Here is a 23,391-nt window from a genome sequence, read left to right on the forward strand (position 1 = left end):
GTCCCCGTTGCGTCTGGTGCGTTATGTCTTGGCGGGAGAGCAGCAAGTGCCCGTTGAAGACACGATCACGCTCAACCCATAGCGCCGTATAGGAGGAGAAGAGCATGTCTGCCCAGGACTTTCTTGATTATTGTGGATCGCCGAAAGAACCCATCCGGCTTGATCCGGAACTTGCCCCCCGGTTCGCTGCGCGCGTTCCGACCGATCTTGTGTCTTTTTGGATCGACGAAGGGATAGGTTCCTATGCCGACGACAACTACAGGACCTGTACACCCGACCTCTTCGATCCATTGCTTTCGATTCTTCTGGCTAAATCCGTCGAGCTGCGGCCTGACGATCTTGCCGCCATCGGCTATTCGTGTTTGGGATGCATTGACCTTTGGCATCGCGCTGGCCGTCACTTTGTCTATTCGATGGATGTCGGGTTGCTTATCGACATGACCAGCAAAAACGAGACCGAACCTCTGCCGTATGACCTCGCGGCCCTTTATGCTGCCGCAGATACGCCCTTGCCCGATGATCCGATCGAAGGCTTTCTGAGTTCGCGGTCAAGACCTGAAGACGTCTGGATGATACTCATGAGCGGCGCTTCTCCTGACGGATATGACCTGATCGAAGACGATGACTTACGTCCCCTTGTTCCACAACTCCAGACGAGCTACGGCGGTCTTGCGCCCGGCGAGATTTATCTTCGTCGTGACCTTCGCGGGCCACATTTAGCACAATCATATGAGCGCATTAATTTGTCCGATGCTCAACGCCTGCTCCCTGAGACGGTCCTCTACTCGCGTAGCATTGAGATTGATGGAAATCGGGAAGAGGTATCGGTGCGTATTCCTGTGACCGGTTGAAGAGATATGCCCGGCGTCGGCAAGGGCGTGGTGTCGGGAACAGTGGGCGGCATTTGTGAACCCATCGGCCATGCCGCGCAGGTGCGCGCAGAAGGCAGCCCCGTCATCCGCCATCTTGACCGGTTCTGGATGAACAACCGCAACACAGTGGGCGAAGCGATCTTCGTGCGCGACACCGCGACATACGCCCCGCCAGAGGATGACGACCCGCTGCCGGGGTCGCTGGTGATGTCGGATGCCATGCCAGAGCCGCTCATCATGGGCGCTCAGTACGCGCAGGCACGGGATGTCCATGGCGGTGATCGTCTGGGACGGCTTGACGCTCATGCCGCGCGCTTGGCACAGAATGGATGTCCAAAGATGAATGCGCGCCTGCGGGTCTGTCCGGGCCGTGGCATGGATGCGGAAGGAAACCAGATATGAATGAGATCACCGGCGTCGATTTCAGCGGCATTGACCTGCAAGACCGCAGTGAGCCGAATCACGCGCGCCCCTTTGACGGCATTCTGGATGTGCTGGGACCGATGAGCTTTGTCGAACCGGTCAGCGCCACCGAGGCTGAGCAGTATCGCGGCCGGGTCCCGGATGGTTTACTGGAATTCTGGCACCGCCATGGCCGGGGCGCAGTGTTGCAGGGGTACGCGTGGCTCTGTGACCCGGCCCTCTTACAGCCGATTGTGGAAGCGGTCTTTGCCGATGACCCGGAATTCGACGCGGCTGATTTCACCTGTTATCTCTACGAATTCGATGGGCGGATCGAGGCCTGGGGCAGGCAAAACCAGCATTGCCAGATTGATCTGACCGCCTTTGACTACGCAACAGTGAGCGTGCATGGCCCCGGCCCGTTAACTCATCAGCGCTTCGGGACTGTTACGCCCGATTACCTTGTCGGAAACAAACTGATGTCACTTGCACGCAGACTGGGTCAGGGAATGGATGAGGAGTATTCCGACTATCACATGTTCACGTCTGCTTCTAATCGGCTGGGGCGTCTGGAGCCAGGGGAGATTTTCGGCTTTTTCCCCTCGCGCCAGATGGGCGGCGAAGGCTACCCCGAGGACATGCAGAAAACCCGGCTTGTGGAGCATCTGCTGTTCCACACGCAACTGGACCGCGCCACCTTGCGAGGTTGGGAACCGATCCCGGGGGGCGACGGTCTGAGTCGCCCATATCCCATTCGCAAACTTGGCCCGCAGCCGGATTGACGTCATATGACCCGGAACCGGCACTTTCGGCGTGACCCGCCACTGCCCATGCAAACCGATCCCTTGCCTTCTGCAGGTGGACGACAATTCCCGCAGCCTGCGGCACAAAGACCAGCACCCTCACGATGGCGCCCTTGGTTTGCATAGACATGCGCTCACGTGGCGGCTTAGTGACGACCGGCGGTCACACCGCCGTCGACGGGAAGGACTGCGCCCGTAATCCAAGACGCCTGTTCGGACGCGAGGAACAGGATCGCTTCGGCAATATCACGAGGCTGGCCGTTACGACCGAGCGGGTGGAAGGCGTTGAAGGTCGGAAGAACCTCCTTCACCTGCGCGTCGGACATGAAGGTGTTGTAGACCGGGGTTTCAACGACGGCCGGGGCAACCGCATTGATGCGGATCCTGTATGGCGCAAGTTCGATCGCAAGATTGCGCACCATGGCATGGACACCCGCATTGGCCGCCGAATAGGCAGCAGATGGCGTCGCACCAATCGCCTGAATCGCCCACATCGAACCAGTCTGGACAATTGCACCGCCCTTGTCCTTCATAGCTTTGGCTGCAGCCTGCGCGGTGAAAAATTTCCCCTTCAGAATTGTGTCCAGATACCAGTCATAATCAGCTTCATTCAGTTCGAGGAATGGCTTGGGGTTAAAAACACCCGCGTTGTTCACGAGGATATTGAGCGCGCCGTACCGGGAAACTGCAAGGTCAACCAAAGTGGCGCCCGTCGCCGGATCGGCTATGTCACCCGCCGACACTGCAACATTCTGACCGCTGGGATCGATCTGCTGTGCGGCAGATTCCAGCTTCGCCAGATCGCGACCATTAAGCACAACCTTCGCCCCCTCTGCGACGAAACGTGCCGCCGCCTCTTTGCCGATGCCGGAACCACCCCCGGTAATAGCGACCACCTTGTCCTGAAATCTTGTCATCTTGGCTTCCTTACCTGTCGACAGATAGATTGAAATCCCCCCTTACGGCTTGCTGAACGCGACCGCAAGCCTTATCTGTCAGCAGGTAGACAAACGCGGTTTCCAATGGATGAGATGACGTGAGCGATACAGTAGAAGCAATCATGGACGCGACGGAGCGTCGTATCAGAGCTGCCGGTTACAGTGGCTTCAGCTTCCGCGAGGTTGCTGCGGATGTCGGTGTAAAGAGCGCCAGCGTATACTACCACTTCCCGACAAAAAGCGCACTCGCGGCAGCGGTAGCCCGCCGCTATAACGCCCGCGCCGTAGAAGCGGCTGACGCTGCCGTCCTTGCCGGACAAGATGTGGTTCAGGCCTGGAAGGCCATCTTCCGAAGAGCGCTGGACGATGGCGCGAAGATGTGCCTCTGCGGCTCGCTCGGCGCGACTGTGCCCGATCTGTCACCGGAGGTTGTGAACGAGGTGAAAGGGTTCTTCGAGGCGGGCGTCGCCAGCCTTATCGCCGGTGGACTTACAGAGCAACGGGCGACACAGGTATTCGCAACGCTGGAGGGCGCAATCCTCATGGCCAGCGTGCATGGTGATGCAGGTATTTTCGAGCGCGCGACTGAAGCGCTCGACTGAAAGGCGCGGTAAAGCTATCGCCGCGCCACTCCCCCGCCCGTTCAGTTCGTCGGGATAATGCGCGTTGCTGTGCCCGGTCCCGTCCAAGTAATTTGCATTGGCAGGCATAGAGGGATAAGCTGTGGTTCAGCCTCAGAACTGGTAAATTTTCAGGGAAATGATGTCCTCCGCAACCGAGAGTCCGACCTCAGAATCCTCAGAAACATTAAACCAAGCCAAGTTGGACGCGGGAGAGCGGAAGGAAAGCGATGCCATCGCCCTGCCCGCGCATGTCGCCGGGTCCGGCACACTGGATCGGCTGGTTGATACCGCACGCGACTATGCGCGCGCCGCTGCATCCGACAACACCCTCAGGGCTTATGCAAAGGACTGGGCGCATTTCACGCGCTGGTGCCGGATGCGTGGCACGGACCCCCTGCCGCCCTCGCCTGAACTTGTTGGCCTTTATATTGCCGATCTGGCGGCCCCGCAGGGCACCGCCCTGTCCGTTGCCTCGATTGAGCGGCGCTTGTCCGGGCTTGGCTGGGGGTACCGGCAGCGCGGCTTTACGCTGGAACGCAAGAACCGGCATATCGCCACTGTGCTGGCCGGGGTCCGGCGCAAGCATGCCCGCCCGCCCGTGCAGAAAGAAGCTATCCTGGCCGATGACATCCGCGCCATGATTGCCACCCTGCCCCATGATCTGCGCGGCTTGCGCGACCGCGCCATTCTGCTGATCGGCTTTGCCGGTGGGTTGCGACGCGCGGAAATTGTCAGTCTGGACCGGCATAAGGACGACACGATTGACGGCAGGGGCTGGGTTGATCTGCGCGACGGCGGCGCACTGATCATCCTGCGCGGCAAGACCGGCTGGCGCGAGGTGGAAATCGGGCGCGGATCGTCAGACCAGACCTGCCCTGTCTATGCGCTGGAACAATGGCTGCATTTCGGTCGCATAAGTTTTGGCCCCGTATTCACCAGCGTAACACGCGATGGCAAGCGCGCGCGCGACACAAGGCTGAACGACAAACACGTTGCGCGACTGATAAAGCGCTGCGTGCTGGATGCGGGCCTGCGCCCCGACCTGCCCGAGGCCGAGCGCGTCATGCTCTATTCCGGGCACAGCTTGCGCGCGGGTCTGGCCAGCAGTGCCGAAGTGGATGAACGCTATGTCCAGAAGCAGCTTGGCCATGCCAGCGCGGATATGACCCGCCGCTACCAGCGGCGCCGCGACAGGTTCCGCGTCAACCTGACCAAAGCTGCCGGGTTGTAGCGGCACGCGCGGCTTTTGTTGTTCCGTGGCATTGGTTGCCAACCAGCAGGTGTTCGCCGGAATACGGGTCGCGCGGGGCCGTGACCCGCAAGGTCGTTGCGGGTCATCCCGCCCGCGCCGAACCGCAGTCGCAGGTGTTGTTTCTGATCAGGCGGATCACACCCCCGACCAGACAGGTCGTGCAGGCATAGGTTGGTTGCGCCAGCCGGTATCCGATACCGTTTTCCTGACAATCTATTGCGATGGCCATGTTCGTGACCAGGGTTTCCTGCCATGACGCGACTGCTTGGCGAATGGTCCGCAGCGCCCGGCTATACCGGCAAAGGCACGGACATGGCGCGGGTAAAAGCCTTCGCAAGTTCATCGCAAAAGGCGCGGGTGCTGCGGCGTTCGGGACGGTTTGCCAGTTCAATCGTGGCCAGATCCAGCCCGATGGGTTCGCTTAATGGCAGCAGCCGCATGTCCGGCGCCATGGCTTGCGCTGTCAGACGATCAGTCACTGTACACAGCCCTGCCGCACGTGCAAGACCCACGGCAAATACGATATTGAGCGCGGAAATCTGCCGCCCCGGTGTAATCCCGCGTTTGTCCAGTTGCGCGATAATCAGGCGGCCCATCGGCGCGCGTGGGTTGTGCATGACGCAGCCCCCCTCTGCCAGCCAGGCAAGATCGAAGGCCTTTTCCCGCGCGCGGGGGTGGCGGCGGGGCAGCACTGCAACCAATGGCATCTCGCCTATGACAGTCTGGCGCAGGTCGGGCCTGTTCGCCTGTGTGCCCCCGATGGCCATATCGATAGACCCGTCGCGCAAAGCGGCCAGTTGCACTTTCTGCCGCCCGCCATCCACAACGATTTCCAGATCGGGAAATCGGGCATAAAGCGCGCCCACCGCAGACGGGACAAGCGTCATGGCCAGCACAGTAGACGCCGTCAGGCGCAATGATTCCTGCTGACCGCGCTGGATCGACTCCACCGAGTTTTCCAACTGACCAAGGCGCTCGAACAGGCCCCCGCTTTCCGCATAAAGCCGCTGCGCTTCCCATGTGGGTTCCAGCCTGCCCGCAATGTTCCTGAACAATCCCAAACTCAGTTCATCCTCGAAAATCGCTATATGGCGGCTGACCGTCGGCTGTGACAGGCGCATCTGCCGGGCGGCGGCGCTGATGCTCATCATCTCAAAAACCGTGCGAAATATCTGAAGCCTGTGAAGGTTTAGCCCGTCCATTGCCGTCCTGACTGCTCAAATTTTGTTCAACTTGCATGTGCGCACGCAATCGCCCGCGAAAAAAATTCCGCGCGCACGTCCCATATCCATGGTCGTACCAGCAGAAAATTCATTAGTTACAATATAATATATAGCCAATACGTATGGAGTTCGCAAACATATTCGTATTGCGTATACCATCAGAGTCTTCTTGGATCAGCCGAAAGGAGATCGTGATGCCGATTTTGCCCTTCCTGTTCCTCTTCGCCGCGATCATGTCGGGCTCTGCCATCGCGTATTTCGTCGGTGGCGCGACCATTATTGGTTTCATCAGTCTGGACCAGACCCGCTATCTGGCGGCCCTGCCCCAACGCGCAATGAGCCAGCTTGACGTATTCGCCTTTCTTGCCATGCCATTGTTCATTCTGACCGGCGAATTGATGAACCGCGGCGGCGTCACCCACGCGCTGATCCGGTTTTCGCTGTCCATGCTGGGCCGGTTCAAGGGTGGAATGGCGCATGTGAACATCCTGACGTCTGTTTTCTTCGCGGGTATATCCGGCTCTGCCACTGCGGATGCGGCTGCGCTTGGCAATACGCTGGTCCCCGAAATGGAACGACAGGGTTACCCCCGCGCGTATGCCGCCGCGATCACGGCGGCGTCTTCGATCATCGGGCCGATCATACCGCCATCAATCATCCTGATTTTCTATGGCGCATTGCTGAACACGTCTGTCGTGGCACTTTTTGCGGCAGGCGTGGTGCCCGGACTTATGCTTGCAGGTGTTCTGATGGTGGTGAACGCATTCATGGCACACCGTCACGGACACCCCGGCGGCAAAGGGTCCGAGATACCGCCCTTCTGGGGTTCGCTTTTCACGGCACTTCCAGCCCTTTCGCTGCCTGTCATCATCTTGTCGGGCATCCTGTTCGGCTTCATGACCCCGGCAGAAGCCGCTGGCGTTGCATCCGTCGCCGCGCTGGGGGTGGGCATGTTCTACGGGCGCCTGACACGGCGCGATGTGATCGAGGCATTGAACCGCACTGTCCTTCTGTCGGGCGCGGTTTTCATCATTCTCGTCGCGGTGGCGACATTCGGCTACCTGACATCTGTGGAACAGCTTCCGCGCAAAATGGCGGCACTGATCGGCGAACTGGGCCTTGATGCTACCGGCTATCTGCTGGTGCTCAACGTTATCTTTCTTGCTGCTGGCATGATCATGGACGTGAAAGCGGCGGTCGCACTGCTGGGTCCGCTACTGATCCCGCCCGCCATCGTGCTTGGCGTGGACCCGGTGCATATGGGCATTCTTGTGGGCTTCAACCTGACCGTGGGTCTGCTGACCCCGCCGCTGGGCGGCGTTTTGCTGATCCTGTCGACAGTGGTCAATATTGGCTACTGGCGGCTTGTACGGGCGGTCCTGCCCTTCCTGATTGTCGAACTGATCCTTCTGGCCGTGCTGATCTATGTGCCGGCAATCTCGCTCACCCTGCCCCGTTACCTTGGGCTTATGAACTGAAAACCAACAGGAGTTACCCTATGAAACAGCACCTTCTTGCCGCAACTGTCAGCCTGTTGGCGCTGACAGGAACAGCTTTCGCCATGGATGACGTGGTTATCGCCTTCGCCGGAACCGAAGACCTGCAGAACGACGCTGAATATGTCTTCATCCATGCCTTCGCCGAAAGTCTTGCGGAACGCGGCGTCAATGTTGTTGTTCACCCGTCCGACAGCATGGGCGGCGAAAGCGACCGCTTCGATCAGACCGCACAAGGGTTAATCGCGATGAATCTCGGCAATGCCGGGGCATTGAAAAAGGCGTCCGAATTCGCCTCGGTCCTGTTTCTGCCCTTCCTGACGCGCGACGATGCCGAATTTGACCGCGTTGTCGCAGAATCCGGCGCGCTTGATCGCGTCAATGAAGAAGCGACGCGCCTTGGTATCCGCGTTGCAGGGTTTGCCATGCGGGGCGGCACGCTGGGGCTTTTCAACACCCAAAAGGCGGTGACGGCGCTGGATGATGTCGTGGACATGCGCCTGCGCGCGCAGGGTGGTGACCAGCTTACTGTCTTCTCCGCATGGGGCGCGCGCCCTACGGTCGTGTCATGGGCTGAAACACCGAACGCGCTGCAAACCGGCGTTGCCGTGGGCCATTTCAACCCGCCTTCGACTGTGGTGGCCGCCGGGCAGGTTGAATTGCTGGACTATTTCACACCGCTGGATGCAGGTCCGGTACCAAAGGTGATCATGCTGTCGGATGACTGGTATTCCTTCCTGACCGCAGAAGAACAGGGCTGGGTCGATGCGGCTGTCGCCCATGGCGTCGCCGCGAACCGGGAATGGGCACTGGAACAGGCCCCCTATTTCGAGCAAGCCATTCAGGACGGCGGCATTGAGATCACACCGCTGATTGACGGCGAACGCGACAAATTCGTTGCGGCCACACAGTCGGTCTGGGACCAGATTGTGCCGCAGGAAGATCTGGACTTCATCGCAGGCTATCTTGATTGATCCGAAGATTGGGGGGCGTGCAGGCCGCGCCCCCACCGGCGGGAGGACATTCATGACCGCAATCGCAAAAAAGCTCATCTGGCTAAGCGAGGCTGTCGACCAGGTCTTGCGTCTGGTGGCGTTGGTTTTCCTTGTTGTGATGGTGCTGACCATCACCCTGCAGGTTGTTGCCCGCTATGGGTTTTCCGCGCCCCCCGCATGGACGGAAGAAGCCGCGCGCTATGCCATGGTCTGGGTCGGACTGTTGGGGGCCAGCATATCGTTCAAGGCTGGTTTCGACCCCAGGCTTGTCACCCTGCCCATGACCCTGCCGCGTCCTGTTCTTGGCGTGGCGGCAATCATACGGGGCATGGCGGTGGTTCTGTTTCTGGGGCCAATCCTGTTTTACTGCTTCTTCGGGCCGGGCATGAACCCGGTGCGGTCGTTCCTGTCGCGCAGCCTGCACACATCGGCCGAAAGCTTTGACATGCCGCTGATCTTTGTCACCGTGACGGTGCCGATCTTTATTTCGGCGATATTCCTGCACGGAATCGCGCAGTGCGCGCAGGGACTGGCACGAGTGCAAGATACCGCCAGCGATGGTGCGCATAACTGAACTGCGCGCAGCCTGACCGCAATATTCCCCACCCCATCGAAAGCATCCGCCCCCCCCGGCACCCGCTTTTCGCAACATCTGTCAGAAGGTACTTCATGCAGACTGTCACGCCCGACACCCTCCATGCTGATGCGGATTTCATCGCGCGGCTGACCGCAATCCGCCATGATATCCATCGCCATCCCGAAACCGCGTTCGAGGAAACCCGGACCGCAGATATCGTGGCGGCCTTCCTTGACGGGCTGGGGCTGGAAGTGCATCGCGGCCTTGGGGTTACCGGCGTGGTCGGCACGTTGAAGGGCGCGCGCCCCGGCCAGCGCGTCATCGGCCTGCGCGCCGATATGGATGCGCTGTTCATCGAAGAACAGACCGGCCTGCGCTATGCGTCTGCCGTGCCGGGCAAGATGCATGCGTGCGGCCATGACGGGCACACAACCATGCTGCTGGGCGCCGCCGAAAAACTGGCCCAAAACCCGGATTTTGCGGGCATTGTCCATTTCATCTTCCAACCCGCCGAAGAAGGACTTGGTGGCGCGCGCGTGATGATCGAAGATGGTCTGTTCGACATGTTTCCCTGCGATGCGGTCTATGGCCTTCACAACGCCCCGAAAGAACCGCTGGGCAGCGTCCAGACCCGTCCCGGCCCCTTCCTGTCAGCGGGTGACACCTGGGAAGTGATCTTTGACGGCAGCGGGGGCCATGGGGCCATGCCCCATACCGCAACCGACCCGACCGTGCCCGCAGGTCAGTTCATCACGTCGCTGGCGCAGATCATTTCACGCAAGGTGCCGTCGAATGACGCGGCGGTAATTTCGGTCGGGCATATCGCGGCGGGAACCTATGACAGCCCCAACATCATCCCGTCGCGCGTGACGGTCCGGGGCACGGCGCGGTCCTACCGTCCGGAAATCCGCGATATTCTTGAAACATCGATCAACGCTTTTGCCACCCATTGCGCCGCGCCGCATGGCGTGACCGCCCGCACGATCTATACCCGCCGCTATCCGCCGCTGGTCAACACCGCGCCCGAAGTGGCCATTGCTGCCGCAGCCGCAACCAGCGCTGTCGGCACCGATCAGGTGACCATCGACGCCGCCCCGATCGGCGGTAGCGAGGATTTTTCCTTCATGCTGGAAAAGGTGCCGGGGGCTTATGTGATGATCGGCAATGGCGACGGGCCTGATGCGGCCTTCGTGCATACGCCAAAATACAATTTCAATGATGCGTTGATCCCGATTGGCGTGGCCTATTGGGTGAATATCGTCGCAACCGAACTGGGGGGCTGATCCCGGCATCGCAGTCTTCAGGGGGTTCCCACATGCCCCGGCACTCACGCCAGACAGCCGCAGGCGTCATGCATCCTTGCGGCAGACGGCGGTATATGCCCGCAACGCATTCCGGCAGATCGCCCTTTCAATCAACCGCCCTGTCTGTCAGGTCACAGGTAGTCGCGCCACACGAATTCCGGCAGTACCCGTTCAAGGGCGACGTGACAGCAGGACATGCATGTGATTATCGCGTGTTCACTTGCGCGCGTGACGATCTACAGTAATGCTTCGTTATCGGAGCACACATAAAGTTAGCTTGAATGCGCGACATCAACCTGAAGGCAACAGAATATTTCGAGGCCGTGGCACGGCTGGGTACTGTAACAAAGGCCGCGCAGGAACTCGGCGTGTCGCCCTCTGCGGTAAGCCAGCAGATCGGAATGCTGGAAAGCCAGTTCGGCGTGCGCCTGTTCCGCCGCGAGAAACGCCGCCTGATCCTTACGCTTGATGGCGACCGGCTGTTCCAGACCACGACGCAAGCCTTCAGCGCCCTGCGCAATGCCCGCAATGCCATAACCCGCCAGCGCGATGCCCGTGCCCTGACCTTGCGGGTCAGTCCAAGCTTCGGCGTTCGTTGGCTGGGTCCGCGTATCGCGGCCTTTGCAGAAGCCAACCCCGATTGGAACATCCGGATTGACGCCACCCCTGATTTTTCGGCCTTCGAAACTGAAACCGTTGATTTCGATCTGCGCTATGGGCTGGGTGGCTGGACCGGTCTGACGGTCGAGGGCATCATGTCCGATCTTGTCCTGCCGCTTTGCAGTCCTGATTACCGCGACAGGTTGCGCCAGCACGGCGAAAGCGCCGCTGAAATGCTGCCCCATGCCCGTCTGATCGACAGTGTGAAGACAGTATATCGCTGGGATGTCTGGCTGGCCGTAAACCGGATCGAATTGCGCAACATCGCATATCCTTTCCGCTTTGACCGTTCGTCAATGTCAATCGAGATGGCCAAACAGGGCGGGGGTGTGGCGCTGGACAACGCGCATTTATGCCGGGCAGAACTGGAGCGTGGTGACCTGGTGCCGCTTGCCGTCGACTGTCCTGTTATCGAATTTCCGTCATATTGGTTTGTCTGCCCCCCGCGTCATCTGAACCGCCGGATTGTCCGGCGCTTTCTGGACTGGATCACAGCCGAGGCAGCGCGCGACAATGCCCATACCCGCGCGCTGCTGGCGCAAGCAGGATGCGATTTTCATCAGGGCGATGTGCAGAACATGCAGGTCATCGCACCGAACATGCTTCAGTAGATTGTCAGCGCAGGAACATAGGAAATCAGCGCCAGAACCCCCAGTGCAACCAGATAGAAGGGCAGCAATGCCCGCACTGTCGCGCCAATCCCCACCTGCGCAATCGCGGCGGAAATGAACAATGTCGTACCCACTGGCGGGGTATAAAGGCCGATAGACAGGTTCACGACCATCATCAATCCCAGTTGCACAGGGTCCAGCCCGATGGCCTGCCCGATCCCCACAAAAATCGGCCCCAGCAGCAACACGGCAGCAGGCAAGTCCAGCACCGCGCCAACCAGCAGCATGACCAGATTCAACGCAAGAATGATCATCCATGGCTCTGACAGTGTCATGCTTACCCATGTTGCCAATGTTTGCGGGATGCGCTCGAAGGTCAGCACCCATTGCACCGTGGATGATGCCATGATGATAATCATCACCGCACCTGTCATCATTGCCGTCGAAACGGCCGCAATCCATATTCCGCGCCATGTCAGATCACGGTATATCAACCCGCTGACAATCAGCGCATAGGCCACCGCCATGACGCTGACCTCGGTCGGGGTGGCAATCCCGAAGCGCAGTGTCCCGATTACGAAAACCGGCATCAGCATCGCCGGGACTGCCACAGCCAGTTGCCCCTTGAATGCGGCAAATCCCCCTTCCAGCGGCGCGCGTGGCAGGTCACGCCGGATACCGACAATCCAGACCATGACCATCATGCCAACAGCCAGCATCACCCCGGGCAGGATGCCGGCAATAAACAAGTTCACAATGGAAACATTCGCGATCAGCCCATACAGGATTAGCGGAATGGAGGGAGGAATTAGCACCGATACAGTAGACGAGGCCGAATTGATCGCGGCCGCGAAACTGGGTGGATAGCCCTCTTTCTTCTGGACCGGGATCAACGCATTCCCCAGCGCCGAGGCATCCGCAACAGCTGAACCCGACACGCCCCCGAACATGACAGACCCCAGAATGGACACCTGCCCCAGCCCACCCTTGAAGCGGCCCACCAGCAACCGCGCGGTATTGACCAGATACACCCCGAACTTTCCCGACATCATCAGGTTTCCGGCCAGAATGAAGAAGGGAATGGCTAGCATCGGAAAGCTTTGTGTCGGCGAATAAAGTCGCTGCGCCAGCACAGCCATCGGTTTGCCATCCAGCCAGAGGGCTGCGGCCACACCACCCAGCATGGCAAAAGCCACGGGAACCGAACAGAGCAGCAAGACAACGAAGACCCAGATCAACGGAGCTGTCATGTAAAATATCCCTCGCTAGGGTCGGGGTCAGCTAAAGCTGGCAACAGTATCGCCCGACAGAATGGCTGGATCACGCACCAGCAGACGCAACAGGTCGCAAACGGCGATCACCCCCATGCCCGCAAAAGCATAGACAAGGCTGGAATACCCCCAGATCTGTTTGAGTCCCAATGTTGACAGGGTCTGGAAAGTTGACGCACGCAATATCGGCTGACTGGTCCAAAGCACCGATACCGCGATTGCCAGAATGATGCATTGAACCGCGACGAACAGCCATCTTCGTGCAGAGAGCGGCAACAAATCCGGCAGCAGCGTGATGGCAATATTGCGGTTATGTGCCGCTGCAATCACCAACCCCCCTGACACCAGCCAGGGCAGCAGTACCGCGTGAATTTCGTAGGCCATGGGCAGGCCCGTACCGAATACATAGCGCAGGATAACATTCAGCAGCAGCGCTGCAAACATTACCGCCATACACGCCACAGCGATAACCCTGCCGCTATAATCAAGCGCATGACTCAGGCCCCGCGCGGCCACAACAAGGGGGCGCATCCGCCCCCCTGCCCTGTCTGTTGGTCGGGTGGTCATTCGCCCTGGGCAGCAGCGCGCAGGGTCGCGACCAGTTCAGGAAACTGCGCGGCGTGCTTGTCATAAACAGATGCGGTGGCGTCAATGAACGCCTCGCGGTTGGCTGTTGCAAAGATTGCGCCTTCACCTTCCATGACATCCTGCAAGGCTTCATTTGCGTCAAATGACATCTGACGTTGCAATGCCCCGGCCTCTGCGGTGGCGTCAAGCGCGCAGGCCTGTGCCGCCTCATCCAGACCGGACCACCACCCAAGCCCGGCGACAACCGGTGTTGCCTCATACTTGTGGCCGCTGATCGTTACATAGGGGGTAATTTCATGCAGACGGGCGGAATGGATATTCGTCAACGGGTTTTCCTGCCCGTCAAACACGCCTGATTGCAAGGCCGTGGGCAATTCCGACCATGCCAGCGGCGCCGGTGACGCGCCCAGAGCCTCGAAAATATCGATGGTCATCTGATCGGGCGGGGTGCGGATCTGCATTCCTGCCAGATCAGCAGGTTCGGTCACATGCTTGGACAGATGGGTGATATTGCGGATGCCATTATCCCAGAAGCCCAGAACCTTAAGCCCCGCTGATTGCGCACGCGAATCCAGCATCTCGCCCACATCACCATCCATAACCGCCCATGCACTTGGAAGGTCCGCAAACAGGAAGGGCAGACCCAGAAGGCCAATCTCCGGCACGATCTGGCTCAGCGCGCCCTGGGAATTGGCCGTAATCTGGATAATCCCCGCCGTGGCCGACGTCAGCATCTCGACATCATTGCCCATTGTTGCGGCCGGGGCGACATTGACCGACATACCAGTGCATGCGGCATAAAGTTCTGCCCATTTCTCTGCGGCCACATAACGCGGGTTACCGGGGTTTTCGCCATGGGCGAAGACCACATCACTTGCTTGTGCGGCACCTGAAAGCAGTGTCGAACCGGCCAGAATAGCCAACAATTTCGTCTTCATGTCGCGTTCCTCCCTTGAGTGAAGACTTCTAAACCCCTGCGCCCCTCGCGCAAGGGCAGGTGGTTAGTGAATCAGTGATCCTCCGTTCACGTCGACTTCTGTTCCGGTGCAGTAGGATGACAGGTTTGACGCAAGAAACAGCGCGCAGCCAGCCACATCCTGTGCCGTGCCTGCGCGACCCATTGGAATGCCCGCCAACACTTGTGCGCGCATGTCGTCAGTCAGCTTTCCGGCGGTGATGTCAGTCGCGATGAAACCGGGGCAGATGGCATTGGCACGCACATTGTCAGGTGCAAGTTCGCGCGCCATTGCCTTGGTCAGGCCCAGAACGCCAGCCTTGGCCGCCGAATAATGCGGCCCGCCGAAAATGCCGCCACCACGCTGCGCAGACACGGATGACATGTTGACAATGCTGCCTGATTTTTGCGTGCGCATCGCGGGAATGACGGCCTGCGACATGTAAAGCGTGCCGCGCAGGTTGACATCTGTCACCGCATCGTAGTTTTCCGGCGCAATCTCCATCAGCTTTAGCGGTTGGGTGATACCGGCGTTATTGACCAGAATGTCTATCCGTCCGAATGCTTGCAGCGTTGCCTGCGCCACCCGCACGCAATTGCCCTGATCACAGACATTGCCACCTATCCCAAAATGACTGTTCCCTGGCAGATCGACAGCGGTCGCCTGTGCCTGCGCGCTATCAAGATCCGTAATAACAACAGTCGCGCCATGTTCGGCAAACAACTGTGCCGTCGCCCTGCCCAATCCGCGCGGGCTGGCCGCGCCGGTAATAATGGCAATTCTTCCGTCCAACAGGCCCATCTGACCCAATCCTCCCGATAAAGAAAACAGCTTACAGCCAGCCCTTGATCTGCTGCGCCACGCGATCAACAGACAGGCCATACATGTCATGCAATGTGGGCAATGCGCCCGCTTCCAGAAACGCATCCGGCAGCGCGATCATGCGGAACGGAACATGTGCGCCCGCCAGCATCAATTCGCGCGCCACCGCTTCGCCAAGTCCGCCATTCTCAGTGTGGTTTTCCGCCGTAACGACCAGCCGTCCACCCTTGCGGGCCTCGGCCAGAATGGTGGCCTTGTCCAGGGGCTTGATCGTGGGCACATGCAGCACGGCCACATCAACATTATCTTTCGCCAGCGCGTCAGCCGCATCCAGTGCGCGCATGGTCATGATACCGGATGACACAACCAGCACGTCGCGCCCTTCGCGGATCATCTGCGCGCGACCCAGTTCAAACCGGTAATCAGGCTTGTGGCGCGTCAGCACTGTAGGCACCTTTCCGCGCAGCAACCGCGCATAGACCGGCCCGTCATGGGCAATCATGGCTGGCACCATGCCCACCACATCGCACGCATCGCAGGGGTCAATCAGCGCCATATTCGGCAAGCCACGGAAAATCGCCAGATCCTCTGTCGCCTGATGGCTGGGACCATAGCCAGTGGTCAGGCCCGGCAATGCGCAGACGATCTTGACGGGCAGGTTCTCCTCTGCAATCGCCATCGCGATGAAATCATAGGCCCGGCGGCTGGCAAAGACGGCATAGGTTGTGGCAAAGGGAATAAACCCCTCGCGCGCCAAACCAGCGGCTGCAGACATCAGCAGCTGTTCGGCCATGCCCATCTGATAGAAGCGCTCTGGCATGGCCTGCGCGAAAATGTGCAGATCGGTGTATTTCGACAGATCAGCCGACAGCCCGACAATGCGGTCATCCTTGCGCGCCTGTTCGACCAGCGTATGGCCGAAAGGGGCGGCAACCGTGTCATAGCCTTCTGCCGCCAGCGAGGCGATCATGGCAGAGGTCGCCACCCTTTTGTCCGGAACCTTGCGCGGTTCATATTTGCGCGCCAATGAAGCCAGTGTCATTGCGGTTTTCCTTCTTCCAGCACATCCAGCGCCTTGGCCCATTCATCGGCTTCTACGCGCACGAAATGCGTGATCTCGCGGGCCTCCAGAAACGGGACGCCCTTGCACATGGTGGTATTGGCGATGATCACACGCGGGCGCGGGTCTTTCAGGCTGCGTGCGGCATCAAAGGCCGCGACCAGTGCGTCCAGATCATTGCCATCCACCTCCTGTGCATGCCAGCCGAAGGCTTCCCATTTCGGGGCCTCTGCGCCCACGGCCAGCGCATCGCGCGACGGACCATCAGCCTGCTGGTTATTGAAATCGACCACGCATATCAGGTTATCAAGCTGCCATTGCACGGCTGACATCACCGCTTCCCATGTGGACCCTTCGCCCAGTTCGCCATCTGACATCAGGTTATAGACGAAGGCGGGGTTGCCCTTGCGCTTCAGCCCCAGCGCCGCGCCCACCGCAATACCAAGCCCGTGGCCAAGCGATCCGCCGGTGATTTCCATTCCCGGTGTATAGGACGCCATGCCTGACATCGGCATGCGACTGTCATCCATGCCATAGGTCTGCAACTCATTTTCTGGCAGGATGTCCGCTTCCATCAGCGCGGCATAAAGGGCAATCGCATAATGGCCGATGGACAGGTAAAAACGGTCGCGCCCTTCCCATTCCGGATCTTCGGCACGGTAATCCATCGCGTGGAAATATGACGTCGCCAGCACATCCGCGACACCCAGCGCCTGCCCGATATAGCCCTGCCCCTGCACTTCACCCATCAACAGGGCCTTGCGCCGGATATTCCAGGCGCGCATCGCCAAGGACATGTTGGCGCGCACCATCGTGCGGGTTTGAACGCTCATGCTTTCCTCCCTGTTCATCGCCGGATTGCGCCGATCTGCGACAGGGGTAACAGCATTCACATGGCAATAAACGTTGGAAAAATTAAATACCTTGTTAGCAAAGCTAACAATGTTCCGGTTACAAACCCGCTATCACCCGAACAGAAACAGATAATGGGTATATGAAATTGCAATCTGGCGCGTGCATTTCCTGTACGCTCCTGCTCAGCCACCCCTTGCAAATTTACCCGGCGGCGCGCCGACATCGCGGCTGAAGGCAGAATAGCGCACAGCCCAACACCGGGAAACGCTGAAGGTCCGTTCGCACGGCCTGAAAGGGGACCTTGGGGAATGAATAAAGCCCGCACCGGCGGTGGGCCGGGGTCTGCAGGTTCGACGTGATAGGGGCGCAGTTTATGCAGGCGGCATAACTCCAACCTTCAAGGCTTGGCATGACATCAGCAAAACCGGCAGGTCGCGGGACGGCCGGACCTATGGCGCGGGCCAGCCTCGCGGCCTTTGTTCCGCGCCTTTAGGCGTTAACTTCATGCCACATGCCCATAGGGGAGTGTTCAATCGCCGGGCGGACCCGAAATGGCGGTCATGACCATGGCTAAAAGGTTTTTCTCATATTGCCGTTCTCTTGGCGCTTAGTTCGCCGACGCGGTCGGGCGGATGGTGATTTCGGTGGTGTCCACGCTCTCTGGGGCCTCGATCACCTGACGCACGGCGCGCGCAATGTCGGCGGGTTGCAGGGCAATCGCGCGATATGCGTCCATTACCGCCAGCGTCTTTTCATGCGTGATGGTCGAGGCCAGGTCGCTTTCCACAACCCCCGGATTGACACAGGTAACACGGATATCCGTGCTTTCCTGCCGCAACCCGTCGGAAATTGCCCGCACCGCGAATTTCGTCGCGCAATAGACCGCAGCGGTCGGAACCACCTGCAGCGCCCCGATCGAGCCTATATTGATGATCTGGCCAGACCCCTGCCGTTCCATCACCGGCAATACCGCACCGATACCCCAGAGCACACCCTTGATGTTCACATCCACCATGCGCGCCCATTCATCCAGCTTGCCTGCCGACAGCGGCGACAGCGGCATGATGCCTGCATTATTCACCAGCACATCGATCCGCCCCCAAATATCCAGCGCCGCCTGCGCGAAACCCGCCACTGCCACCCGGTCAGTAACATCCAGCATCCGTGCATCAGCCACACCGCCCGCCGCGCGGATTTCTGCCACAATGCTGTCCAGCCGGTCCAGACGGCGCGCGCCCAGCAGAACCCTGGCACCCGCCGCTGCAAGTTCGCGCGCCATGCCTTCGCCAATCCCGCCGGAAGCGCCGGTGATCAGAATTACCTTGTCCATCATGTGTTCCTTTCCTTTGATCGCTAAAGGAATGGACGAAATTGATTGTCGCGTGTATCCCCCGGATGATGGACTTCATGATTAGCGTAGCTTGACAATGATTGATCTGAACCTTCTGCCACTGTTCCGCGCCGTGAGCGAAGAAGCCAATTTCCGCGCGGCGGCTGACCGGCTGGGGGTCACGCGCTCTGCGGTCAGTCAGGGAATCCGGCGGCTGGAAGACAGTCTTGGCGTGGCACTGGTCACGCGCACCACGCGCGCGGTCCAGTTGACAGAGGCGGGGGCGCGGTTGCAGGCCGCGCTGGCGCAGCCCCTGGCCGACATTCTGACCACGCTGGAAACGCTCAGCGCCGAGGATCGCCCCCGCGGCCTGTTGCGGATCGCTGTCACCTCGATCGCAGAGCCCTTTCTGTCAGGCCCGCTGATCGCCCGCTTTGCCGAGGCGTATCCGGAAATCACACTGGACATAACGGTGACCGATGCAGAGTTCGACATCGTTGCTGCCGGGTTCGACGCCGGCGTGCGGTTGGGTGAAGTGATCGCGCAGGACATGATCGCCGTGCCGGTCGGTGGCCCCCAGCGTGAAACAGTTGTGGCCGCGCCCACCTATCTTGCCACATATGGCACGCCCACCCATCCGCGCGATCTTGTCCGGCACCGCTGCATCGGATGGCGTCCAGCGCCGAACACCGCGCCTTATCGATGGGAATTTGCAGAAGATGGTGTTCCCTTTGACGTGGCCGTTGCACCGCAGATCTGCACCAATGACCTGCGGGTGATGCTGCGCACAGCACTCAGCGGCGGGGGGATTACATTTGCGCCGGCCGAAACGCTACAGCCTCACATTGATAACGGCGAGCTGGTGCCATTGCTGGACGACTTCCTGCCGCCGTTCCCCGGTTTCTACCTCTTCTTTCCGCAACGCCGGAACATGGCCCCCAAATTGCGCGCCCTCATCGATCATGTGCGGCGCTCAACCTCTGCTGCGGTTTCAACACCGCAAGGGGGATAACGACAGGCAATCCCGGCAAGGCCCTTGTGCCCGTTTCCGGCAATGGCGGTTTCATGTCCGGCGCGCGGGAACCGTGGCGAAATGCCGTCCCGCCGCCGCCTTGATATCGGTGCGGTGGGCGATAAACTCCCGAAACTGACAAAGGGGACATTTGATGAGTACCGACTGCTGTTCCAGCGAAAAATCAGGATATCAGCCGCGCGATGACAGCTGGCACGCCGCCGCGCTTGCAGTCCCGGTCGCCGGAAAAGAGGTGACTGACGCGCTTCGGAAACATCTTGTGGAAATCCCCGGCGGCTTCTTCGATATGGGTGCCCGCAAGTCCAGCTTTCCCGGCGATCATGACAGCCCCCGGCAGAAGACCTTTGTTTCACCCTTCCTGATCTCGCCGACGACAGTGACGAATGCCGAATTTGCCCGGTTCACCGCCGCGACAGGCTACCGCACCGTCGCCGAGCAGGAAGGGTGGAGCTATGTCTTTCATCTGTTGCTGTCGAATCCCGCAGATGCGCCAGAATCCCCCCCCGGCCTGCCATGGTGGCGCAGGGTCGACGGTGCCTTCTGGTCGTGCCCGGAAGGCAAGGACAGCACGACTGAAGGCCGCGAAGACCATCCCGCAGTCCATATCGCATGGTACGACGCCTTCGCCTATTGCCGCTGGGCCGGTATGCGCTTGCCGACCGAGGCGGAATGGGAACGTGCCGCGCGCGGCGGGAAGGAGCGGCAGAAATTCCCGTGGGGAAATGCCCTGAAACCCGATGGCCGGTTCGCGATGAATACCTGGCAGGGTGACTTCCCCAATAACAACACCGAAGAGGACGGTTATCTGGGCACCGCGCCGGCGCGGTGTTTTGCGGCCAATGGCTATGGGCTTTTCAATACGACCGGAAATGTCTGGGAATGGGTGGCCGACAGGTTCGGACCGCGCCCGCACACCACCGGGCCACTAAAGAACCCCAAGGGTCCGGAAACCGGCAAGGCACGGGTCCAGCGCGGGGGGTCCTACCTCTGCCATGTCAGCTATTGCGACAGGTATCACGTGCATTCGCGCACAAGGAATGATCCCGACAGCTCCACCGGCAACGCCGGGTTCCGGGTCGCGGCCGATGCACCCTAGTGTTCGCCACCTGACATAAGATTCCCGATGGAAACAGGGTATCGGACACTTGCCCGACATCCTTGAGCGAAGCGGTCAGATGAGGGTTTGGGGGCCATTGTGGCCATTTGATCAATGCCTCGCGCGAACGATAACCGTGCACGTGCAGCATCGTGGTCGGCCCATTCCAGACCTTCACCACAAGGTCAACCGCTGCGATGCGGCTTCTCCAGACCAGTCGTTCGCTGCAACCGCAAAAAGTGGATTATGGCAGCATTGCTGCCTTATTTGAGCCTGTAACACCTGCTGACCTATGCAAATCCAACCCAAGACATTTGGGATTAAAGCCAAAAATCAATGACGATTCATAGGGAAAGGCCATCGTGTAAGTTGCCTTGCAGCTTACAAATGGTACAAGTCAGAAGTCCCCAAGAAGGATCAGACAGTGACCATTCCCCCAGGATTTCTTGACCGCTTACGGGCCAATGTTGGGCTCTCAGACGTAATCGCTCCGACTGTCAAATGGGATACACGGAAAAGTAACTTTGACAAAGGCGACCTTTGGGCGCTGAATAGCCCCTAGCTTCATAGACGCCTTCTTCCCTAATTTTGAGGCAAGGAGGCCGAGATGGGCAAAGGCAATTTCAGCGATGAGTTCAAGCGTGACGCGGTCGCGCAGATCACCGAGCGGGGCTACCCGGTTGCGGAGGTTTCGCAGCGGCTCGGGGTAAGCGCGCACTCGCTCTATGCGTGGAAGCGCAAATTCGCGAAGGCGGCGTCTGGCGAGACAGAGAAGGATGCAGAGATCCGGCGTCTGAAGCGGGAGCTGACGCGGGTGACCGAGGAGCGCGACATTCTAAAAAAGGCCACCGCGTATTTCGCCAGGGATGCCAAGTGAGATACGCGTTCGTGGCCGAGCATCGCAGGAGGTTTTCCGTGCGGGCGATGTGCCGATGCTTGCGCATCCAGCCGAGCGGCTTCTATGCGTGGCTGAAGGCGCCGCTGAGCAAACGGACCCAAGAGGATCAACGGCAGACAGCGCTGCTGACGGAGGCCTGGATCGAGAGCGGCAAGGTTTATGGTCACCGCAAGCTGCATGACGATCTGATCGAACAGGGCGAAAGCATCTGCGTGAACCGTGTGGCCCGTCTCACCAAGCTGGCCGGGATCAAGGCCCAGATCGGCTACAAGCGCCGCCCCGGAAAGTATGGCGGCAGGCCGTCGGTCGTTGTCGACAACACCTTGGACCGGCAATTCGATGTGGAGGCGCCCGACAAGGTCTGGGTCACTGACATCACCTACATTCGCACGCAGGAGGGCTTTGCTTACCTGGCGGTCGTCATCGATCTCTTCTCCCGCCGCGTGGTCGGCTGGTCGATGCAGAGCCGCCAGACAACGGACGTTGTTCTGCAGGCTCTGCACATGGCCGTCTGGCGTCGCAAGCCGAAGACCAAGGTGCTGATCCACTCGGACCAGGGCAGTCAATTCACCAGCATGGACTGGGCCGCGTTCCTGCGGGGCCATAACCTGGAGCATTCGATGAGCCGGCGCGGGAACTGTCACGACAACGCCGTTGCCGAGAGCTTTTTCAATCTGCTCAAGCGCGAACGGATCAGGCGCAGGACCTACAAGACCCGCGAAGAAGCTCGGCGGGAGGTGTTCGATTACATCGAGATGTTCTACAACCCGAAGCGAAAGCATGCGAGAAACGGGATGCTGTCGCCCGTCGAGTTCGAACGGCAGCGGAAACTGAGACCCGAAGGCGTCTAGAAAACTCGGGGCTATTCATTCACCACGCTCGGCTTTTTCCTCGCTGGCGCTGTGCAGGTGCCACTCTTAGCTCTTGGTTTTGCAACCCTGATCGCTGAGAACCCGGTCCTCTTCGACCTGATCCGCTACGCGGGTGGAGCCTATCTCATCTGGCGGGGCGCGAAGATGCTCTTTGGTCGGGCGCCCGATCCCCAAAGAGAGGGCTGCACTTCGGTCTCGCGGGGCGAGGCCTTGCGCGAGGGGTTCGTGGCGAGCCTCGTAAACCCGAAGAGTCACGCCTTCATGCTCGCTTTCCTGCCGCAGTTCGTGGACCCTGCGGCTGGGTCTGTCGCCATCCAATTTGTCATCCTCGGTCTCGTGATGCGTATCGTCGCCCTCTTTGTGGAGGTGACTCTGGCCACCTTCTCGGGAACCATCGGAGCGTTCCTTCGGCGTTCGCGGCGTGCGCGTATCGCGTTAGAGCGCACGGCTGGTCTGCTCATCGTCGCCATCGGGGTCCGGCTCCTTCTTCTGGAGCCACCCGAACCACCAAGAGTCCAGTAAGTCCGTCCTCAATGCATGATAAGGCGTGGCTCCTCCAAAGCAATCATTTGTGCAAATCGCAGCATCGGTCAAAGTGGGCTCAAACCGGGATTTCGCCGCGCTCTCCACCAACGTCCGCTCTCATCATCATGCAAGCTTTTGGCATAAAGCTTGCATGAGTCTTGAAATTCTATGATTGATACGACAACGACGTACCCGGCCCAAAGCCGCCGTTCGAGTTCCTCGGATGCTGCGCGGCGCCCCCCGGAAGCGGTCACGCAGGCAGCTGGAGCGGCGCGGCGGGTGCAGAGCTTTGTCATCCTCGACACCGCGCATCCCAAAGACGCCATCAC

At 59.7% G+C, this 23,391-nt stretch carries 23 protein-coding genes and 1 pseudogene; 14 read left to right on the top strand and 10 right to left on the bottom strand.

What is annotated here, in order from left to right; genetic code table 11:
• Positions 1-104: 104 nt before the first annotated feature.
• The 3 genes from PUT78_RS20680 to PUT78_RS20690 are packed head-to-tail and all read left to right on the top strand — an operon-like array spanning position 105 to position 2,056.
• Positions 105-851 carry a GAD-like domain-containing protein gene (locus PUT78_RS20680; RefSeq protein WP_274354152.1) on the top strand — a complete coding sequence of 249 codons (747 nt, stop codon included), beginning with the start codon at positions 105-107 and terminating at the stop codon, positions 849-851.
• Between the two features lie 6 nt (positions 852-857).
• Positions 858-1,274 (top strand): PAAR-like domain-containing protein, encoded by a 417-nt coding sequence (locus tag PUT78_RS20685; RefSeq protein ID WP_274354153.1) that lies wholly within the window; start codon positions 858-860, stop codon positions 1,272-1,274.
• Positions 1,271-2,056 carry a GAD-like domain-containing protein gene (locus PUT78_RS20690; protein WP_274354154.1) on the top strand — a complete coding sequence of 262 codons (786 nt, stop codon included), beginning with the start codon at positions 1,271-1,273 and terminating at the stop codon, positions 2,054-2,056. Before PUT78_RS20685 ends, PUT78_RS20690 begins: the two co-directional genes overlap by 4 nt.
• Positions 2,057-2,223: 167 nt before the next feature.
• Here the strand turns inward: PUT78_RS20690 and PUT78_RS20695 are convergent, their stop codons facing one another.
• The gene (locus PUT78_RS20695) at positions 2,224-2,994 is read right to left on the bottom strand and encodes an SDR family NAD(P)-dependent oxidoreductase (RefSeq protein ID WP_274354155.1); all 771 of its coding nucleotides are present in this window, start codon (positions 2,992-2,994) and stop codon (positions 2,224-2,226) included.
• Between the two features lie 119 nt (positions 2,995-3,113).
• Here PUT78_RS20695 and PUT78_RS20700 point away from each other — a divergent pair, with 119 nt between their 5' ends.
• A complete protein-coding gene (locus PUT78_RS20700; RefSeq protein WP_274354156.1) occupies positions 3,114-3,617 on the top strand; it encodes a TetR/AcrR family transcriptional regulator in 504 nt (167 codons plus the stop codon).
• Positions 3,618-3,777: 160 nt separating this feature from the next.
• Positions 3,778-4,869 (top strand): tyrosine-type recombinase/integrase, encoded by a 1,092-nt coding sequence (locus tag PUT78_RS20705; protein WP_274354173.1) that lies wholly within the window; start codon positions 3,778-3,780, stop codon positions 4,867-4,869.
• Between the two features lie 103 nt (positions 4,870-4,972).
• Here the strand turns inward: PUT78_RS20705 and PUT78_RS20710 are convergent, their stop codons facing one another.
• Both PUT78_RS20710 and PUT78_RS20715 read right to left on the bottom strand, forming a co-directional pair.
• On the bottom strand, positions 4,973-5,119 hold the full coding sequence (locus tag PUT78_RS20710) for a hypothetical protein (RefSeq protein ID WP_274354157.1): 147 nt from the start codon (positions 5,117-5,119) through the stop codon (positions 4,973-4,975).
• A gap of 61 nt (positions 5,120-5,180) precedes the next feature.
• Positions 5,181-6,092, bottom strand: coding sequence for a LysR family transcriptional regulator (locus PUT78_RS20715; protein ID WP_274354158.1), 912 nt, complete (start codon positions 6,090-6,092; stop codon positions 5,181-5,183).
• 215 nt (positions 6,093-6,307) lie between these two features.
• Here PUT78_RS20715 and PUT78_RS20720 point away from each other — a divergent pair, with 215 nt between their 5' ends.
• The 5 genes from PUT78_RS20720 to PUT78_RS20740 all read left to right on the top strand — a co-directional run bounded on the left by PUT78_RS20720 (position 6,308) and on the right by PUT78_RS20740 (position 11,756).
• A complete protein-coding gene (locus PUT78_RS20720; protein WP_274354159.1) occupies positions 6,308-7,591 on the top strand; it encodes a TRAP transporter large permease in 1,284 nt (427 codons plus the stop codon).
• Positions 7,592-7,611: 20 nt separating this feature from the next.
• Entirely contained in the window at positions 7,612-8,583 is a 972-nt protein-coding gene (locus PUT78_RS20725; protein WP_274354160.1) for a TRAP transporter substrate-binding protein, read from the top strand.
• 52 nt (positions 8,584-8,635) lie between these two features.
• Positions 8,636-9,178: a TRAP transporter small permease gene (locus tag PUT78_RS20730; RefSeq protein ID WP_274354161.1), complete on the top strand. Its 543-nt coding sequence runs from the start codon at positions 8,636-8,638 to the stop codon at positions 9,176-9,178.
• Between the two features lie 95 nt (positions 9,179-9,273).
• Positions 9,274-10,464 (top strand): M20 aminoacylase family protein, encoded by a 1,191-nt coding sequence (locus tag PUT78_RS20735; RefSeq protein WP_274354162.1) that lies wholly within the window; start codon positions 9,274-9,276, stop codon positions 10,462-10,464.
• A 302-nt stretch (positions 10,465-10,766) separates the two neighbouring features.
• The gene (locus tag PUT78_RS20740) at positions 10,767-11,756 is read left to right on the top strand and encodes a LysR substrate-binding domain-containing protein (protein ID WP_274354163.1); all 990 of its coding nucleotides are present in this window, start codon (positions 10,767-10,769) and stop codon (positions 11,754-11,756) included.
• Here the strand turns inward: PUT78_RS20740 and PUT78_RS20745 are convergent.
• The 7 genes from PUT78_RS20745 to PUT78_RS20775 form a co-directional block, all read right to left on the bottom strand.
• Positions 11,750-13,006: a TRAP transporter large permease gene (locus PUT78_RS20745; RefSeq protein ID WP_274354164.1), complete on the bottom strand. Its 1,257-nt coding sequence runs from the start codon at positions 13,004-13,006 to the stop codon at positions 11,750-11,752. The two genes, PUT78_RS20740 and PUT78_RS20745, sit on opposite strands and share 7 nt — an antisense overlap.
• A 27-nt stretch (positions 13,007-13,033) precedes the next feature.
• Positions 13,034-13,558 carry a TRAP transporter small permease gene (locus PUT78_RS20750; protein WP_274354165.1) on the bottom strand — a complete coding sequence of 175 codons (525 nt, stop codon included), beginning with the start codon at positions 13,556-13,558 and terminating at the stop codon, positions 13,034-13,036.
• A 32-nt stretch (positions 13,559-13,590) separates the two neighbouring features.
• On the bottom strand, positions 13,591-14,553 hold the full coding sequence (locus PUT78_RS20755) for a TRAP transporter substrate-binding protein (protein ID WP_274354166.1): 963 nt from the start codon (positions 14,551-14,553) through the stop codon (positions 13,591-13,593).
• Positions 14,554-14,616: 63 nt separating this feature from the next.
• Positions 14,617-15,372 carry an SDR family NAD(P)-dependent oxidoreductase gene (locus PUT78_RS20760; protein WP_274354167.1) on the bottom strand — a complete coding sequence of 252 codons (756 nt, stop codon included), beginning with the start codon at positions 15,370-15,372 and terminating at the stop codon, positions 14,617-14,619.
• Positions 15,373-15,403: 31 nt separating this feature from the next.
• Positions 15,404-16,435, bottom strand: a complete 1,032-nt coding sequence (locus PUT78_RS20765; protein WP_274354168.1) for a transketolase family protein — start codon at positions 16,433-16,435, stop codon at positions 15,404-15,406.
• Positions 16,432-17,286 (bottom strand): transketolase, encoded by an 855-nt coding sequence (locus PUT78_RS20770; protein WP_274354169.1) that lies wholly within the window; start codon positions 17,284-17,286, stop codon positions 16,432-16,434. The genes PUT78_RS20765 and PUT78_RS20770 overlap by 4 nt, the downstream gene beginning before the upstream one ends.
• A gap of 629 nt (positions 17,287-17,915) precedes the next feature.
• Positions 17,916-18,641, bottom strand: coding sequence for an SDR family oxidoreductase (locus PUT78_RS20775; protein ID WP_274354170.1), 726 nt, complete (start codon positions 18,639-18,641; stop codon positions 17,916-17,918).
• 94 nt (positions 18,642-18,735) lie between these two features.
• On the opposite strand from PUT78_RS20775, the gene PUT78_RS20780 reads away from it, so the two are divergent.
• From PUT78_RS20780 to PUT78_RS20795, 4 genes and pseudogenes are all read left to right on the top strand, one after another.
• Complete coding sequence (locus tag PUT78_RS20780) at positions 18,736-19,650, top strand: LysR family transcriptional regulator (RefSeq protein ID WP_274354174.1); 915 nt, start codon at positions 18,736-18,738, stop codon at positions 19,648-19,650.
• A 154-nt stretch (positions 19,651-19,804) separates the two neighbouring features.
• Positions 19,805-20,767: a formylglycine-generating enzyme family protein gene (locus tag PUT78_RS20785; protein ID WP_274354171.1), complete on the top strand. Its 963-nt coding sequence runs from the start codon at positions 19,805-19,807 to the stop codon at positions 20,765-20,767.
• A gap of 607 nt (positions 20,768-21,374) precedes the next feature.
• A protein-coding gene (locus PUT78_RS20790) for an IS3 family transposase (protein ID WP_274354172.1) occupies positions 21,375-22,516 on the top strand; the annotation gives its coding sequence in 2 pieces (ribosomal slippage) (positions 21,375-21,615 and positions 21,615-22,516; 1,143 coding nt in all).
• Between the two features lie 24 nt (positions 22,517-22,540).
• Positions 22,541-23,059, top strand: a pseudogene (locus tag PUT78_RS20795) (LysE family translocator); the annotation flags it as partial.
• Positions 23,060-23,391 lie beyond the last annotated feature (332 nt).

Source organism: Roseinatronobacter alkalisoli, assembly GCF_028745735.1.
Classification (GTDB): Bacteria; Pseudomonadota; Alphaproteobacteria; order Rhodobacterales; family Rhodobacteraceae; genus Roseinatronobacter; species Roseinatronobacter alkalisoli.

Coding starts and splice junctions, on each gene's coding strand:
- PUT78_RS20680 (WP_274354152.1), top strand. CDS start 105: ATGTCTGCCCAGGACTTTCTTGATTATTGTGGATCGCCGAAAGAACCC.
- PUT78_RS20685 (WP_274354153.1), top strand. CDS start 858: ATGCCCGGCGTCGGCAAGGGCGTGGTGTCGGGAACAGTGGGCGGCATT.
- PUT78_RS20690 (WP_274354154.1), top strand. CDS start 1,271: ATGAATGAGATCACCGGCGTCGATTTCAGCGGCATTGACCTGCAAGAC.
- PUT78_RS20695 (WP_274354155.1), bottom strand. CDS start 2,994: ATGACAAGATTTCAGGACAAGGTGGTCGCTATTACCGGGGGTGGTTCC.
- PUT78_RS20705 (WP_274354173.1), top strand. CDS start 3,778: ATGTCCTCCGCAACCGAGAGTCCGACCTCAGAATCCTCAGAAACATTA.
- PUT78_RS20710 (WP_274354157.1), bottom strand. CDS start 5,119: ATGGCCATCGCAATAGATTGTCAGGAAAACGGTATCGGATACCGGCTG.
- PUT78_RS20715 (WP_274354158.1), bottom strand. CDS start 6,092: ATGGACGGGCTAAACCTTCACAGGCTTCAGATATTTCGCACGGTTTTT.
- PUT78_RS20720 (WP_274354159.1), top strand. CDS start 6,308: ATGCCGATTTTGCCCTTCCTGTTCCTCTTCGCCGCGATCATGTCGGGC.
- PUT78_RS20725 (WP_274354160.1), top strand. CDS start 7,612: ATGAAACAGCACCTTCTTGCCGCAACTGTCAGCCTGTTGGCGCTGACA.
- PUT78_RS20730 (WP_274354161.1), top strand. CDS start 8,636: ATGACCGCAATCGCAAAAAAGCTCATCTGGCTAAGCGAGGCTGTCGAC.
- PUT78_RS20735 (WP_274354162.1), top strand. CDS start 9,274: ATGCAGACTGTCACGCCCGACACCCTCCATGCTGATGCGGATTTCATC.
- PUT78_RS20740 (WP_274354163.1), top strand. CDS start 10,767: ATGCGCGACATCAACCTGAAGGCAACAGAATATTTCGAGGCCGTGGCA.
- PUT78_RS20745 (WP_274354164.1), bottom strand. CDS start 13,006: ATGACAGCTCCGTTGATCTGGGTCTTCGTTGTCTTGCTGCTCTGTTCG.
- PUT78_RS20750 (WP_274354165.1), bottom strand. CDS start 13,558: ATGCGCCCCCTTGTTGTGGCCGCGCGGGGCCTGAGTCATGCGCTTGAT.
- PUT78_RS20755 (WP_274354166.1), bottom strand. CDS start 14,553: ATGAAGACGAAATTGTTGGCTATTCTGGCCGGTTCGACACTGCTTTCA.
- PUT78_RS20760 (WP_274354167.1), bottom strand. CDS start 15,372: ATGGGCCTGTTGGACGGAAGAATTGCCATTATTACCGGCGCGGCCAGC.
- PUT78_RS20765 (WP_274354168.1), bottom strand. CDS start 16,435: ATGACACTGGCTTCATTGGCGCGCAAATATGAACCGCGCAAGGTTCCG.
- PUT78_RS20770 (WP_274354169.1), bottom strand. CDS start 17,286: ATGAGCGTTCAAACCCGCACGATGGTGCGCGCCAACATGTCCTTGGCG.
- PUT78_RS20775 (WP_274354170.1), bottom strand. CDS start 18,641: ATGATGGACAAGGTAATTCTGATCACCGGCGCTTCCGGCGGGATTGGC.
- PUT78_RS20780 (WP_274354174.1), top strand. CDS start 18,736: ATGATTGATCTGAACCTTCTGCCACTGTTCCGCGCCGTGAGCGAAGAA.
- PUT78_RS20785 (WP_274354171.1), top strand. CDS start 19,805: ATGAGTACCGACTGCTGTTCCAGCGAAAAATCAGGATATCAGCCGCGC.